The 13,922-nt window shown below is 56.3% G+C and carries 13 protein-coding genes; 6 read left to right on the top strand and 7 right to left on the bottom strand.

Translation table 11 applies throughout. From position 1 onward, the window contains the following. Positions 1 to 9 precede the first annotated feature (9 nt). The 5 genes from fixC (at position 10) to kefC (ending at position 5,405) form a co-directional block, all read left to right on the top strand. Positions 10 to 1,296 carry an FAD-dependent oxidoreductase FixC gene (fixC, locus tag FHW74_RS09755; RefSeq protein ID WP_183170245.1) on the top strand — a complete coding sequence of 429 codons (1,287 nt, stop codon included), beginning with the start codon at positions 10 to 12 and terminating at the stop codon, positions 1,294 to 1,296. Then, complete coding sequence (gene fixX, locus FHW74_RS09750; RefSeq protein WP_183170244.1) at positions 1,293 to 1,580, top strand: ferredoxin-like protein FixX; 288 nt, start codon at positions 1,293 to 1,295, stop codon at positions 1,578 to 1,580. Before fixC ends, fixX begins: the two co-directional genes overlap by 4 nt. Positions 1,581 to 1,607: 27 nt before the next feature. Further along, positions 1,608 to 2,933 carry an MFS transporter gene (locus FHW74_RS09745; protein WP_183170242.1) on the top strand — a complete coding sequence of 442 codons (1,326 nt, stop codon included), beginning with the start codon at positions 1,608 to 1,610 and terminating at the stop codon, positions 2,931 to 2,933. Between the two features lie 86 nt (positions 2,934 to 3,019). After that, positions 3,020 to 3,550 (top strand): glutathione-regulated potassium-efflux system oxidoreductase KefF, encoded by a 531-nt coding sequence (gene kefF / locus FHW74_RS09740; protein WP_183170241.1) that lies wholly within the window; start codon positions 3,020 to 3,022, stop codon positions 3,548 to 3,550. Further along, on the top strand, positions 3,543 to 5,405 hold the full coding sequence (kefC, locus tag FHW74_RS09735; RefSeq protein ID WP_183170240.1) for a glutathione-regulated potassium-efflux system protein KefC: 1,863 nt from the start codon (positions 3,543 to 3,545) through the stop codon (positions 5,403 to 5,405). The genes kefF and kefC overlap by 8 nt, the downstream gene beginning before the upstream one ends. Positions 5,406 to 5,451: 46 nt before the next feature. Here kefC and FHW74_RS09730 read toward each other — a convergent pair whose 3' ends face one another. Continuing rightward, complete coding sequence (locus FHW74_RS09730; RefSeq protein ID WP_183170238.1) at positions 5,452 to 6,066, bottom strand: LysE family transporter; 615 nt, start codon at positions 6,064 to 6,066, stop codon at positions 5,452 to 5,454. A 267-nt stretch (positions 6,067 to 6,333) separates the two neighbouring features. Here FHW74_RS09730 and folA point away from each other — a divergent pair, with 267 nt between their 5' ends. Beyond that, positions 6,334 to 6,813 (top strand): type 3 dihydrofolate reductase, encoded by a 480-nt coding sequence (gene folA, locus FHW74_RS09725; RefSeq protein ID WP_183170237.1) that lies wholly within the window; start codon positions 6,334 to 6,336, stop codon positions 6,811 to 6,813. A 43-nt stretch (positions 6,814 to 6,856) separates the two neighbouring features. Here folA and apaH read toward each other — a convergent pair whose 3' ends face one another. The 6 genes from apaH to lptD are packed head-to-tail and all read right to left on the bottom strand — an operon-like array spanning position 6,857 to position 13,602. Then, positions 6,857 to 7,711, bottom strand: a complete 855-nt coding sequence (apaH, locus tag FHW74_RS09720) for a bis(5'-nucleosyl)-tetraphosphatase (symmetrical) ApaH (protein WP_183170236.1) — start codon at positions 7,709 to 7,711, stop codon at positions 6,857 to 6,859. A gap of 4 nt (positions 7,712 to 7,715) precedes the next feature. Continuing rightward, complete coding sequence (gene apaG / locus FHW74_RS09715; protein ID WP_183170235.1) at positions 7,716 to 8,093, bottom strand: Co2+/Mg2+ efflux protein ApaG; 378 nt, start codon at positions 8,091 to 8,093, stop codon at positions 7,716 to 7,718. Positions 8,094 to 8,096: 3 nt separating this feature from the next. Continuing rightward, complete coding sequence (gene rsmA, locus FHW74_RS09710) at positions 8,097 to 8,918, bottom strand: 16S rRNA (adenine(1518)-N(6)/adenine(1519)-N(6))-dimethyltransferase RsmA (protein ID WP_183170234.1); 822 nt, start codon at positions 8,916 to 8,918, stop codon at positions 8,097 to 8,099. Then, entirely contained in the window at positions 8,915 to 9,910 is a 996-nt protein-coding gene (gene pdxA, locus FHW74_RS09705) for a 4-hydroxythreonine-4-phosphate dehydrogenase PdxA (protein ID WP_183170233.1), read from the bottom strand. Before pdxA ends, rsmA begins: the two co-directional genes overlap by 4 nt. After that, positions 9,910 to 11,196, bottom strand: a complete 1,287-nt coding sequence (gene surA, locus FHW74_RS09700; protein WP_183170232.1) for a peptidylprolyl isomerase SurA — start codon at positions 11,194 to 11,196, stop codon at positions 9,910 to 9,912. Before surA ends, pdxA begins: the two co-directional genes overlap by 1 nt. Before the next feature lie 48 nt (positions 11,197 to 11,244). Continuing rightward, positions 11,245 to 13,602 carry an LPS assembly protein LptD gene (gene lptD / locus FHW74_RS09695; RefSeq protein WP_183170230.1) on the bottom strand — a complete coding sequence of 786 codons (2,358 nt, stop codon included), beginning with the start codon at positions 13,600 to 13,602 and terminating at the stop codon, positions 11,245 to 11,247. Positions 13,603 to 13,922 lie beyond the last annotated feature (320 nt).

The raw sequence follows: 13,922 nt of genomic DNA, 5'->3' as shown, positions 1-13,922 counted from the left end.
GGAGAATGTATGTCCGAAGATAATTTCGATGCGATTATTGTCGGCGCTGGGCTTGCGGGTTCGGTGGCCGCGCTGGTGCTGGCCCGGGAAGGCGCTCAGGTGCTGGTCATCGAGCGGGGGAATTATGCCGGGGCGAAAAATGTCACCGGCGGGCGCATGTACGCGCATACCCTTGAGCGCATCATTCCCGGGTTCGCCGACCAGGCGCCCGTGGAGCGGTTGATTACCCGTGAGAAACTGGCTTTTCTGATCGAAACCGTCGCCGTGACGATGGATTACCAGAATGGCGAGACGGTCGATCCTGATCAGGCGTCTTATTCGGTATTGCGTGGTAAGTTCGATCAATGGCTGATGGAACGGGCGGAAGCCGCAGGCGCGCAATTTATTACCGGGATCCGGGTCGATAACCTCGTCCAGCGCGACGGCAACGTGGTCGGCGTCGAGGCGGATGGCGATGTGCTGGAAGCGAATGTGGTTATTCTGGCTGATGGCGTAAATTCGCTGCTGGCGGAACAGATCGGCATGGCAAAACGGGTCGCGGCGAAAGATGTCGCCGTCGGGGTGAAAGAACTTATCGAACTGCCTGAAGCGACCCTCCGCGAGCGTTTTAATTTACAGGGCAATGAAGGCGTCGCCTGCCTGTTTGCCGGTACGCCCACTGACGGCCTGATGGGCGGCGGCTTTTTATATACCAACCGCACGTCCGTGTCGCTCGGTCTGGTGTGCGGGCTGCACCATCTTCACGCCGCGTCCAAATCCGTGCCGCAAATGCTGGAAGATTTCAAACGGCACCCTGCCGTCGCGCCGTTAATCGCCGACGGCAAAATGATCGAATACGCCGCCCACCTGGTGCCGGAAGCGGGCGTCAATATGCTGCCGGAACTGGTCGGCAACGGCGTGCTGATTGCCGGTGACGCCGCAGGGATGTGCATGAATCTCGGCTTCACCATTCGCGGTATGGACCTGGCGATGGGGGCGGGCGAGGCCGCAGCTAAAGCGGTGCTGGCCGCGATGCGCAGCGGTGATTTCAGCCGCCAGGGGCTGGCGGGCTATCGCGAATTTTTGAATGACGGCGTGCTGCGCGATATGCGCGCGTATCAGCGTTTACCCGGGTTTCTCGACAATCCGCGCTTGTTCTCCGTCTACCCGGCGATGGCGGCGGGCATGATGCAGTCTTTATTCACCGTAGATGGCCGCGCGCCGGTGCCGCTGCGTAAAACGCTGCTGCGCCATGCCAGGCGCGTCGGGATCTTCAATTTTATTAAGGATGGCATTAAGGGAGTGACGGCACTATGAATGCACCCGTCAACGTCGATATAAAACTTGGCGTCAATAAATTTAACGTGGATGAAGAACATCCGCACATCGTGATTAAGTCGCAGCCGGATCGCGAGGCGCTGGAAATCTTAACCCGCGCCTGCCCGGCCGGGCTGTACAAAAAACAGGAAGATGGCTCGGTCCGCTTCGATTACGCGGGTTGCCTGGAGTGCGGCACCTGTCGAATTCTCGGGCTGGATAGCGCGCTGGAAAAATGGCAATACCCGCGCGGTACCTTTGGTATTGAGTACCGCTACGGTTAATTTTCCGCTAATCACAGGGACCACGCTATGCAGCAGGCCAGAAATTTCGACGACATCCATTTCTCCTCAATCCACCGCCGGATCATGTTGTGGGGCAGCGGCGGCCCGTTTCTGGATGGCTATGTGCTGGTGATGATTGGCGTGGCGCTCGAGCAGCTCACGCCGGTGCTGCATCTCGACGCGGTATGGACCGGCATGCTTGGGGCCGCTACGCTTGCCGGGCTGTTTATCGGGACCTCGCTATTCGGCTATATCTCCGATCGGATCGGGCGGCGCAAGATGTTTCTGGTGGATATCATCGCCATCGGCCTGATTTCTGTCGCCACCATGTTTATCTCCTCGCCCATGGAACTGCTGGTGATGCGAGTGCTGATCGGCGTAGTGATCGGCGCGGATTATCCCATCGCCACCTCGATGATCACCGAGTTTTCCAATACCCGCCAGCGCGCCTTCGCCGTGGGATTTATCGCCGCGATGTGGTACGTGGGCGCGACCTGCGCCAACCTGGTCGGCTGGTGTTTATATGATGTCGAAGGCGGCTGGCGCTGGATGCTGGGCAGCGCGTTTATTCCCTGCGTGATAATCCTGATTGGCCGTTTTGATTTACCCGAATCGCCGCGCTGGCTGATCCGCAAAGGACGCATTGCCGAGTGCCAGCAAATGATGATCAAACTGTTCGGCGAACCGGTGGAGTTTGATGAGGAAGCGCCGCAGGAAACGCGCTTCCTTCAGCTATTTAATAAACGCCATTTCCCCTTTGTGCTGTTTGTCGCGGCGATCTGGACCTGCCAGGTGATCCCGATGTTCGCGATTTACACTTTCGGCCCGCAAATCGTCGGCTTATTAGGTTGGGATCAGGGCAAAAATGCAGCGTTGGGCAATGTGGTGATTAGCCTGTTTTTTATGCTCGGCTGTATACCCGCCATGTACTGGCTGAACAGCACTGGAAGACGTCCTTTATTGATCGGCAGCTTTGCGATGATGACGCTGGCGCTGGCCTTGCTGGGCCTGGCTTCCGACCTGACGATGTGGCTGGTGGTGCTGGCGTTCGCGATATACGCTTTTTTTTCCGGCGGACCGGGAATATTACAATGGTTATATCCTAATGAATTATTTCCGACCGATATTCGCGCAACAGCAGTAGGGGTAATTATGTCGCTTAGCCGTATCGGCACGATTATTTCCACCTGGGCATTGCCATTATTTATTGCCCGGTATGGTATTAGCCGCGTGATGTTAATGGGCGCGTTAATATCCCTGATCGGCCTGTTGGTTTCAATTGCGCTGGCCCCGGAAACCCGTGGCCTGTCGTTACTGCAAACCACGAATATGAAAATTTCCAGAAAAGAGTGAATCTCTGAATTACAGCTTTGGCTCTCATGTCGTTTTCTTAAAAAATCGCTTATCGTTATGGAATGCATTAGCGAAACGAGAACGACATGATTTTAATTATCTACGCCCATCCTTATCCGCAGCACTCCCATGCTAATAAGCGGATGATTGAGCAGGTGGAGGCGCTGGACGGCGTCGAAATCCGCTCGCTGTATCAACTTTATCCTGATTTTTCTGTCGATATTGCTGCTGAGCAGCAGGCGCTGGCGCGTGCCGATCTGATCGTGTTACAGCACCCGATGCAGTGGTACAGCATCCCGCCATTACTCAAACTCTGGATCGATAAAGTGCTTTCGCACGGCTGGGCCTATGGGCACGACGCTTGTGCGCTTAAAGGCAAAACCCTGCTGTGGGCGGTCACAACGGGGGGCGGGGAAAATCATTTCGATATCGGCGACCATCCCGGTTTTGACGTGCTGGCGCAACCGCTGCAAGCGACGGCGCTCTATTGCGGGATGCGCTGGCTACCGCCGTTCTCCATGCACTGCACCTTTATCTGCGACGACGAAACCATTGCGGCACAGGCCCGGCATTACAAACAGCGGTTAATCGACTGGCAGGAGACGCATCATGGATAGCCATACCCTGATTCAGGCGCTGATTTATCTGGGTTCCGCCGCGCTGATTGTGCCCATTGCCGTGCGGCTGGGCCTCGGCTCGGTGCTGGGCTATCTCATCGCCGGCTGTTTGATTGGCCCGTGGGGATTGCGGCTGGTGACCGATGCCGAGTCGATTCTGCACTTTGCGGAAATCGGCGTGGTGTTGATGCTATTTGTAATCGGTCTGGAGCTCGATCCGCAGCGCCTGTGGAAGTTACGCGCCTCGGTATTTGGCGGCGGCGCGCTGCAAATGGCGGCGTGCGGGCTGGCACTGGGTGGTTTTTGCGTGGCGTTGGGGCTCTCCTGGAAAATCGCCATCCTGATTGGCCTGACGCTGGCGCTTTCCTCTACCGCTATTGCCATGCAGGCGATGAACGAGCGTAACCTTACGGTTTCCCAGCTCGGGCGCAGCACTTTTGCCGTGCTGCTGTTCCAGGACATCGCCGCTATTCCCCTGGTGGCGATGATCCCGTTATTAGCCAGCAGCGGGGCCGCCACCACGCTCGGCGCGTTTACGCTGTCGGCGTTGAAGGTGGTGGGCGCGCTGGCGCTGGTGGTGGTGGTGGGGCGCTATGTGGCGCGTCCGGCGCTGCGCTTTGTGGCGCGCTCCGGTTTACGCGAAGTGTTCAGCGCCGTGGCGCTGTTCCTGGTATTCGGTTTTGGCCTGTTGCTGGAAGAAGCCGGGCTGTCGATGGCGATGGGGGCGTTTTTGGCCGGCGTACTGTTGGCGAGTTCGGAATATCGCCACGCGCTGGAAAGCGACATCGAGCCGTTTAAAGGGCTACTGCTGGGGCTGTTTTTTATCGGCGTAGGGATGTCGATCGACTTCGGCACTCTGATTGATAACCCGCTGCGCATCCTGCTGCTGCTGGTCGGCTTCCTGGCGATAAAGAGCGTGATGCTGTGGCTTATCGCACGCCCTCTGGGCGTGCCGCGCAAACAGTACCGCTGGTTTGCCGTACTGCTGGGGCAGGGGAGTGAATTCGCCTTTGTGATTTTCGGCGCGGCGCAAACCGCGCAGGTGCTGGATGTGACCTGGGCGAAATCACTGACGCTGGCGGTGGCGCTCTCCATGGCCGCGACGCCGATACTGCTGGTGCTGCTGACTCGGCTGGAGAAAAGCAGCTCGGCGCAGGCGCGCGATGCCGATGAGATCGACGAAGAGCAGCCGCGGGTGATTATTGCCGGTTTCGGGCGCTTCGGGCAGATATCGGGCCGTTTGCTGTTATCCAGCGGTGTGAAAATGGTGGTACTGGATCACGACCCGGACCATATCGAAACGCTGCGTAAATTCGGCATGAAGGTGTTTTACGGCGACGCCACGCGTGTGGATTTGCTGGAGTCTGCGGGCGCAGCGAATGCGGAAGTGATCATTAACGCCATCGACGATCCCCAGGCCAGCCTGCAATTAACCGAGCTGGTGAAAGAACATTTTCCGCGGCTGCAAATTATCGCCAGGGCGCGCGATGTCGATCACTACATCCGGTTGCGCGAGGCGGGCGTAACGCTGCCGGAACGTGAAACCTTTGAAGGCGCATTGAAGGTAGGCCGGCAGGCGCTGGAACAGCTTGGCGTGGGTTCCTATGAAGCGCGTGAGCGGGCCGACCTGTTTCGCCGCTATAACACCCAGATGGTGGAAGAGATGGCGCAGGGCGCGCACGATACGGCGGCGCGGGCGGACGTGTATAAACGCACCAGCGCGATGCTGACGGAGATTATCAGCGAGGACCGCGCGCATCTGTCGCTGATCCAGCGTCACGGCTGGCAGGGCACGAAAGAGGGCAAACACACCGGGAACCCGGATGATGCGCCAGAGAGCCAGCCGACGCCGTAAACAAAAACGCCCCGGCATGCCGGGGCGTTATCTGTCAGTAATACAATTAGCTCAGGGCGACTTTAATGCCCAGCGCCAGCAGCATTCCGCCGAGCAGTTTATCGATAATCTTTTGCGCTTTCGCCAGCCCGCGGCGTACCGGCGCGCTCTGGATCAGCATCACCAGCGCAGGCCAATAAAGCACCGATAACCCGACGATAATCCCCGCGTACCATAGCTTTTCCAGCATGCCGGAATTCACGTTAAGCACCTGGGTAAACATCGCCAGGAAGAACAGCGTGGCTTTTGGGTTCAGCAGATTGCACATATAGCCCTGAATAAACGCCTTCTTCAACGATGCCCGTTGCGCTTCAGCGCTGGCGACGTCCATCTTGCTGCTGCCGCGCGACAGCAACGCATTCAGGCCGAGCCAGACCAGATACGCTGCGCCAACGTATTTCAGCATCTGGAACAGCCAGGGCGTGGTGGTGATCACCACCGCAATACCGGCGACACAATAGGCCATGTGGGTCACAACACCCAGAATCACGCCCAGCGCCGTCATGAGCGCCGCGCTACGCTGATAGATAGCGGCGTTTTTGATAACCAGGAAGAAATCCGGCCCCGGCGAGAGCATGCCGAGGGCGGCGATAGTGGCGACAAACAGCGTAGTTTCCAGCATGGGTCAATCTCGTGTACCAATAATTTGTGAACTATAACTTAAACCAATACGTCGGGCACATCGAAGATAAAGGTGTTAAAAATACGCTTTCAGGAAATTTTAGCTAACCTTTTGTTTTAAAATCTTTTGGTAACAGCTCTGTCCAGTTGACGACGTGGCCCAGGCAACAGATCGTAAATAATTCATCACTCGCTGCCTGACGCCAGTCGACTAAAGAATGCGCTTTCCGTATAGTGGCGGCAATTTTTTTTACCCGGGAAAATTTCAATGATCAGTCTGATTGCGGCGCTCGCGGTGGATCGCGTTATCGGTATGGAAAATGCCATGCCATGGACGCTCCCCGCCGATCTCGCCTGGTTTAAACGTAACACTCTGAATAAGCCGGTCATTATGGGCCGTTTAACGTGGGAATCCATTGGCCGTCCGCTGCCGGGACGTAAAAATATCGTCGTCAGCAGCAAGCCGGGCACCGACGATCGCGTTGAGTGGGTCACTTCCATTGATGCCGCGCTCAGCGCCTGTGGCGACGCGGAAGAGATTATGGTGATTGGTGGCGGTCGTATCTACGAGCAACTGTTGCCGAAAGCACAGAAACTGTACCTCACTCATATCGATGCCGAAGTGGAAGGGGATACGCATTTCCCGGACTACGAGCCGGACGAATGGCAGTCGGTCTTCAGTGAGTTCCACGACGCGGATGAGAGCAACTCTCACAGCTACTGTTTCGAAATCCTCGAGCGTCGTTAATCGTCCTGGCCCTTATCTCTGCGATAAGGGCCAGGGTGATGGGTCAGGAGGCGACAGCAGTGGCTTCGCCTTCACCCAAATCGCGTTGACGGTTAGAGGGTTGTACAAACCAGGCTTTATCTTCCCAGCGCAGGCAGGTTAACGTGCCACCCCAGCAGCAGCCGGTATCCAGCGCGTAAATCCCCTCCGGCGTACCTTTCCCTTCCAGCGACGCCCAGTGTCCAAAAGCAATGCTGTATTCCCGTGAAACCGGGCCAGGAATGGCAAACCAGGGTTTCAACGGCGCGGGCGCGCTTTCCGGATTGTCTTTGCTGAACATATCAAGCTGCCCGTTCGGGAAGCAGTAGCGCATCCGGGTAAACGCGTTGGTGATAAAGCGCAGCCGCGCCAGGCCAGACAGTTCCGTTGACCAGTTGTTTGGCATATCGCCGTACATCGCATCCAGAAACAGCGGATAGCTGTCGCTGGAGAGCACCGCTTCGACATCACGGGCGCAGCTTTTGGCGGTAGCCAGGTCCCACTGCGGAGTGATGCCGGCATGAGCCATCACCAGCTTCTTCTCTTCATCTACCTGCAACAACGGCTGGCGACGCAGCCAGTTGATCAGCTTGTCGGCATCATGGGCTTCAAGCAGCAGGTTCAGACGATCTTTAGGTTTATTGCGGCTGATACCCGCATACACGGCCAGCAGATGGAGATCGTGGTTGCCAAGCACCATACGCACGCTCTCGCCGAGGGAGCGCACCAGACGCAGCACGTCCAGCGAGCCAGGGCCACGGGCGACCAGGTCGCCGGTCAGCCACAACGTGTCGTTCGCCGCATTGAATTCGATATGCTTTAACAGCGCTTGCAGTTCATCGTAGCAACCATGAACGTCGCCAATCAGGTAAGTTGACATGTTATTAATGAATGAGTGTTGGAACGCATAGACGGAAGACGGGAATGGCGACGCTGAACGTATTACCTTGCTCATCCACCATATGATAATGGCCTTCCATGGTGCCCAGCGGCGTTTCGATAACCGCGCCGCTGGTGTACTGAAACTCGCTGCCTGGCGCGATAAGGGGTTGTTCGCCCACCACGCCTTCGCCCTGTACTTCGGTCTCCCGTCCATTGCCGTTGGTGATGAGCCAGTAACGACCTAACAACTGGACAGGGGAGCGCCCCAGGTTGCGGATGGTCACGGTATAGGCAAACACGAAACGTTCTTCATCAGGAGACGATTGCGATTCGATGTAAACGCTCTGAACCTGCACACAAACACGGGGCGAATCTAACATAGCTTAGCTCTCCTTCGAGGGCGGATTATCAGCTAAATAATTGGCCAACTGACAATATTGCGCGACCGAAATATTCTCCGCGCGCAGCGCCGGGTCAATGCCCAGGCTTTCCAGCGCTTCCAGGCTAAACACATTGCCAAGGCTGTTGCGGATGGTTTTGCGGCGCTGGTTAAACGCTTCGGTGGTAATACGGCTCAGCAGGCGGATCTCTTTTACCGGATGCGGCAATGTGGTGTAAGGCACCAGGCGCACCACGGCGGAATCAACTTTAGGCGGCGGAGTAAACGCTGTCGGCGGCACTTCCAGTACCGGGATAATCTGGCAGTAGTACTGCGCCATCACGCTTAAACGACCATACGCCTTACTGTTCGGCCCTGCAACCAGACGATTGACCACCTCTTTTTGCAACATAAAGTGCATATCGGCAATCGCATCAGTATAGCTAAAGAGATGGAACATCAGCGGGGTGGAGATGTTGTACGGCAGGTTACCAAACACGCGCAGCGGCTGGCCCAGGGTACGGGACAATTCACCGAAATCCATGGTCATGGCGTCTTGCTGATAAATCGTCAGCTTGGGCGCCAGGAACGGATGGGTTTGCAGGCGGGCTGCCAGATCGCGGTCCAGTTCGATGACCGTCATCTTATCCATACGCTCGCCCACTGGCTCGGTTAATGCGCCAAGCCCGGGGCCGATTTCGACCATCGCCTGGCCTTTTTGCGGGTGAATGGCCGAGACAATGCTATCAATAACAAATTGATCGTTAAGAAAGTTTTGCCCAAAGCGTTTGCGGGCTAAATGACCCTGGTGAACTCGATTATTCATTGATTATTACTGTTAAAAACCATGCTGGTGGCGAGATTAAGCGCCGTGATAAAACTGCCCACGTCGGCAGTCCCCTGGCCGGCCAGCTCAAGCGCGGTGCCGTGGTCGACCGAGGTACGAATAAAGGGTAAACCGAGCGTGATATTCACCGCGCGGCCAAAGCCCTGGTATTTTAGCACGGGCAGGCCCTGATCGTGGTACATCGCGAGCACCGCGTCGGCATGATCGAGATATTTGGGCTGGAAAAGGGTATCCGCCGGGAGCGGCCCGGTCAGATTCATACCTTTGGCACGCATTTCGTTTAGCACCGGGATCAGGGTGTCGATTTCCTCGGTGCCCATGTGGCCGCCTTCGCCCGCATGGGGATTCAGGCCGCACACCAGAATATGCGGGTGCGGGATGCCAAATTTGCTCTGCAAGTCGCTGTGCAAAATGGTAATGATTTCACGCAGCAGTTCGGGGGTGATGGCGTCAGCAATCGCGCGCAGCGGCAAATGCGTGGTGGCAAGCGCCACGCGCAGCGACTCGGTAGCCAGCATCATCACCACTTTATGACTTTGGGCGCGCGCTTCGAAAAATTCGGTATGACCGGTAAACGGGATGCCAGCATCATTAATAATGCCCTTGTGCACCGGACCGGTGATCAGCGCGGCGAATTCGCCGTTGATGCAGCCGTCACACGCGCGGGCCAGGGTTTCCACCACATAATGGCTGTTCTCCACTTCCAGCTGCCCGGCTACGGACGGCGCGCGCAGAGAAACCGGCAGCACAGTCAGCGACCCTTTTTGCTGGGGGCGCGGCGGCGTATCGGGCTGGAAGGGGAGGAGCGTAAGGGGGAGATTAAGCAGGCTGGCGCGAGCCTGGAGAAGTTGCGGGTCGGCGCAGACCACCAGTTCCACCGGCCAGTCGCGTTGCGCAAGCATCGCGACCAGTTCCGGACCAATCCCGGCGGGTTCGCCGGGAGTGATTACCACACGCCAGGTGCTGGCCATTAGTTGCTCAGAACTTTGACGTAAGCGCTGGCGCGCTGTTCCTGCATCCAGGTTGCTGCTTCTTCCGAGAACTTACGGTTGAACAGCATCCGGTAAGCACGATCTTTTTGCGCCGCATCGGTCTTATCGACGTTGCGGGTATCCATCAGTTCAATCAGGTGCCAGCCGAAAGAGGAGTGCACCGGCGCGCTGAGCTGGCCTTTTTGCAGCTTCATCAACGCATCGCGGAACGCCGGATCGTAAACGTCAGGGGAAGACCAGCCCATATCGCCGCCCTGGTTGGCAGAGCCCGGATCCTGGGAAAACTCACGCGCCGCAGCGGCAAAACTGGTCTTTCCGCTCTTGATGTCGGCAGCGATCTGTTCCAGCTTCATGCGCGCCTGATCGTCAGTCATGATCGGCGACGGACGCAGCAGAATGTGGCGCGCATGCACTTCGGTTACTGAAATGCTTTGCGACTGGCCGCGCAGATCGTTCACTTTCAGAATATGGAAACCCACGCCTGAACGGATCGGGCCGACGACATCGCCTTTTTTCGCGGTGCTCAGCGCCTGGCCAAAGATAGACGGTAGCTCCTGAATACGTCCCCAGCCCATCTGGCCGCCTTTCAGCGCTTGTTGGTCTGCAGAGTAGGCAATGGCTAATTTACCGAAATCGCCGCCGTTTTTGGCCTGATCAACAATAGAGCGCGCCTGGCTTTCCGCTTCGCCGACCTGGTCTGCCGTCGGGTTTTCCGGCAGCGGGATCAGGATGTGGCTGAGATTTAATTCGGTGCTGGCGTCGTTCTGGTTGCCCACCTGCTGCGCAAGAGACTCGACTTCCTGCGGCAGAATGGTGACGCGACGGCGCACTTCGTTATTACGCACTTCGGAGATCGTCATCTCTTTACGAATCTGATTCCGGTAGGTGTTGTAATTGAGACCATCATAGGCCAGACGGCTACGCATCTGATCCAGAGTCATGTTGTTCTGCTTCGCGATATTCGCGATGGCTTGATCGAGCTGCTCATCGCTGATTTTGACGCCCATTTTCTGGCCCATCTGCAGGATGATCTGGTCCATAATCAGACGTTCAAGAATCTGATGACGCAGGGTCACATCATCAGGAAGCTGCTGGCCAGCCTGACCGGCATTGAGCTTCACGGACTGCATCAGACCATCAACGTCACTTTCCAGCACCACGCCGTTATTCACGACGGCGGCGACTTTATCGACAACCTGCGGCGCAGCGAAACTGGTATTCACCACCAGGGTGAGACCAAGAAGCAGCGTTTTCCAGTTCTTCATACCTTTTCCATTATGATTAATCGCAAAGCGGAGTATTTTCATCAAGGCTTACAGCGAGCTTTGATACGGCAGAATGTTCGAACGCAACATCTGCTGAGTGCCGAGACCGTAGTTCGAGCTCAGGCCACGCAGTTCAACGTTGAAACCAAACACATTGTCATATTTGCTCTGGTCGTTTTCCCAACCGTTAATTTTCCGCTCATAACCGACGCGGATGGCATAACAGCAGGAGCTATACTGCACACCAAGCATCTGATCGGCCGGTTTCTTCGCGTTGGTGTCGTAGTAGTACGCGCCCACTACGGACCAGCGATCGACAATCGGCCAACTTGCCGTGACGCCAACCTGAGAGATGCCGTCTTTATACTGGGTAGCCTGAGCGAACGAAGGCAATGTCGCCTGGATGTACTCCGGGCTGGCATAGCGATAGTTCAACTGCATCAAGCGGTCTTCGTCGCGGCGGTATTCGATGGCGCTACTGCCTGTCGCGACGTTATCCAGACGGGTATCGTACTGAACACCACCGCGCAGGCCCCAACGTTCGGAGATGCGCCAGTAGGTGTCCGCCGCCCACAGGATAGAGCCGGTTTTCTTGTCTTTTTCCCAGTTGATATCTTCATCACCGGTACGGGATTCGGTGAAATAGTAGATTTGACCCACGGAAACGTTAAAACGTTCAATCGCTTCTTGATCATAAATACGTGACGTGACGCCCGTGGTGATCTGATTGGCGGAAGCGATACGGTCAAGGCCGCCATAAGTCCGGTCCCGGAACAGGCCCGTGTAATCCGACTGCAACAATGAGGAGTCGAAGTTATTGATGCTGCTCTGATCGCGATACGGCACATACAGGTATTGCGCACGGGGTTCCAGCGTCTGGGAATAGCCTTCCGCCCAGTCTACTTCCCGCTCGAAAACCATTTTGCCGTCGATTTTAAACTGCGGCAGCGTACGGCTTACCGACTCTTTAAGTTTATTGGCCGCTTCATTATTGCCGCCCAGGTAATTCTGGAAGTGCTCGATATTATCCTGCTGATAATGCGTAGCCAGCAGTTTCGCCTCGGTGTTGATGCTACCCCACTGATTCGACAGCGGCAGGCTGATGGTCGGCTCAATATGCACGCGGGTCGCTTCAGGGTAATTTTCGTTCACGTTAACGAACTTCACCGCCTGTGCGTAAACCCGGGTATCAAATGGACCGACGTTATTCTGGTACCAGTTCACATCCAGTTGCGGCTCGGCCCCGTAGGTGTTGCCTGCCTGGGTGTTAAACACCTGGAATTTTTTGCTGGATAACGTGGCGTCAAAGTTCTCGTTGGCATAACCAGCGCTGAATTTCTGCGTGGCGTAGCCGTCGGTACTGGAACCGTAGGTAGAGCTAAAATCGTTGAAATAATAGGGATCGCTGACTTTGGTGTAGTCAACGTTAAAGCGCCATACCTGATTCATCACCCCGCTGTGGTTCCAGTAATAGAGCCAGCGATGCTTGTCGCTCTCCTGCGGGTGATCGTCCTGGAACTTGTCGTCGGAACCGAGGTAGTCAAACTCCATCAAACCGGCACCCGCCTGGGTCAGATAGCGGAACTCATTCTGCCACTGGGTACCGCGCTTCTCCATATAGTTCGGCGTGATGGTGGCGTCAAAGTTAGGCGCGATATTCCAGTAGTAAGGCAGAGAGAACTGAATACCGTTGTTGGTGCTGTATTTGGCGTTGGGGATCAAAAAACCGGAGCGGCGCTTGTCGCCCACCGGGAGCTGCAAATAGGGGCTATAGAAAACCGGCACCGGGCCCAGTTTGAAGCGGGCGTTCCAGATCTCCGCCACTTGCTCTTCACGGTCGTGGATCACTTCGCTGCCCACCACGCTCCAGGTATCTGAACCCGGCAGGCAGGAGGTAAAGGTACCGTTTTCCAGAATGGTATAGCGGTTTTCGCCGCGCTGCTTCATTACGTCCGCTTTCCCGCGGCCCTGACGCCCCACCATCTGGTAATCGCCTTCCCAGACGTTGGTATCTTTGGTATTCAGGTTCGACCAGGCTTTCGGCCCTTTAAGGATCACCTGATTATCGTCGTAATGGACGTTGCCCAGCGCGTCGACAGTGCGCACCGGATCCGGCTGGCCTTCGACCTGTTTTTGATGCAACTGGACTTCATCCGCCTGCAAGCGGCTGTTGCCCTGTTGAATATCCACATTGCCGCCAAACACGGCGTTGTCGGGATAGTCGCCTTTCGCGCTATCCGCATTGATCGTTACTGGCTGGCTGTTCGGATCCCCTTCCACCAGGGGACGGTTGTAGCTGGGCACGCCAAGCATACATTGTGAAGCGAGGTCTGCAGCCATACCGTGTTGGCTATAGAGGGCTGCGCCAATCATGGTGGCCAGCAAGGTGGGAATACGTTTTTTCATACGTGTTATTCGTTGTTCCGTCATCAGTGGCCTGTCCCCGTCATCGTTCAGGATCGAGAATGCATCATGCGCCTGGTCGCACGCGAGCGTGGATGCAACCTGAAAGAATCAAAAGGGTGTAGCGCCGGCAAACGGTCAGAGACTAACTGACTCATCACCACAGCGCTAGTATTATCCTGCCCGCTTTCGAGCCTGTTTGTTAGGCACGGCTTTGAATGACGGGTATGATAAAGCAAATTATAGGCTATGTCCCGCAGTTGACCGTGGCGTCAACGCCGGGCTAAAAGACCCTGATAGCGCACCAACAGGCGCGAAAAAGG

The sequence above is a fragment of the Atlantibacter sp. RC6 genome (genome assembly GCF_014193285.1).
In the GTDB taxonomy this organism is placed as follows: domain Bacteria; phylum Pseudomonadota; class Gammaproteobacteria; order Enterobacterales; family Enterobacteriaceae; genus Atlantibacter.
The sequence above is the reverse complement of the archived record's forward strand: the minus strand, read 5'-3'. Positions and strand labels throughout refer to the sequence as shown.

What these genes read in the sequence shown, in the direction of transcription:
- folA (WP_183170237.1), top strand. Translation starts at nt 6,334, where the DNA reads ATGATCAGTCTGATTGCGGCGCTCGCGGTGGATCGCGTTATCGGTATG.
- kefC (WP_183170240.1), top strand. Translation starts at nt 3,543, where the DNA reads ATGGATAGCCATACCCTGATTCAGGCGCTGATTTATCTGGGTTCCGCC.
- fixX (WP_183170244.1), top strand. Translation starts at nt 1,293, where the DNA reads ATGAATGCACCCGTCAACGTCGATATAAAACTTGGCGTCAATAAATTT.
- fixC (WP_183170245.1), top strand. Translation starts at nt 10, where the DNA reads ATGTCCGAAGATAATTTCGATGCGATTATTGTCGGCGCTGGGCTTGCG.
- rsmA (WP_183170234.1), bottom strand. Translation starts at nt 8,918, where the DNA reads ATGAATAATCGAGTTCACCAGGGTCATTTAGCCCGCAAACGCTTTGGG.
- pdxA (WP_183170233.1), bottom strand. Translation starts at nt 9,910, where the DNA reads ATGGCCAGCACCTGGCGTGTGGTAATCACTCCCGGCGAACCCGCCGGG.
- apaH (WP_183170236.1), bottom strand. Translation starts at nt 7,711, where the DNA reads ATGTCAACTTACCTGATTGGCGACGTTCATGGTTGCTACGATGAACTG.
- kefF (WP_183170241.1), top strand. Translation starts at nt 3,020, where the DNA reads ATGATTTTAATTATCTACGCCCATCCTTATCCGCAGCACTCCCATGCT.
- FHW74_RS09745 (WP_183170242.1), top strand. Translation starts at nt 1,608, where the DNA reads ATGCAGCAGGCCAGAAATTTCGACGACATCCATTTCTCCTCAATCCAC.
- lptD (WP_183170230.1), bottom strand. Translation starts at nt 13,602, where the DNA reads ATGAAAAAACGTATTCCCACCTTGCTGGCCACCATGATTGGCGCAGCC.
- apaG (WP_183170235.1), bottom strand. Translation starts at nt 8,093, where the DNA reads ATGTTAGATTCGCCCCGTGTTTGTGTGCAGGTTCAGAGCGTTTACATC.
- surA (WP_183170232.1), bottom strand. Translation starts at nt 11,196, where the DNA reads ATGAAGAACTGGAAAACGCTGCTTCTTGGTCTCACCCTGGTGGTGAAT.
- FHW74_RS09730 (WP_183170238.1), bottom strand. Translation starts at nt 6,066, where the DNA reads ATGCTGGAAACTACGCTGTTTGTCGCCACTATCGCCGCCCTCGGCATG.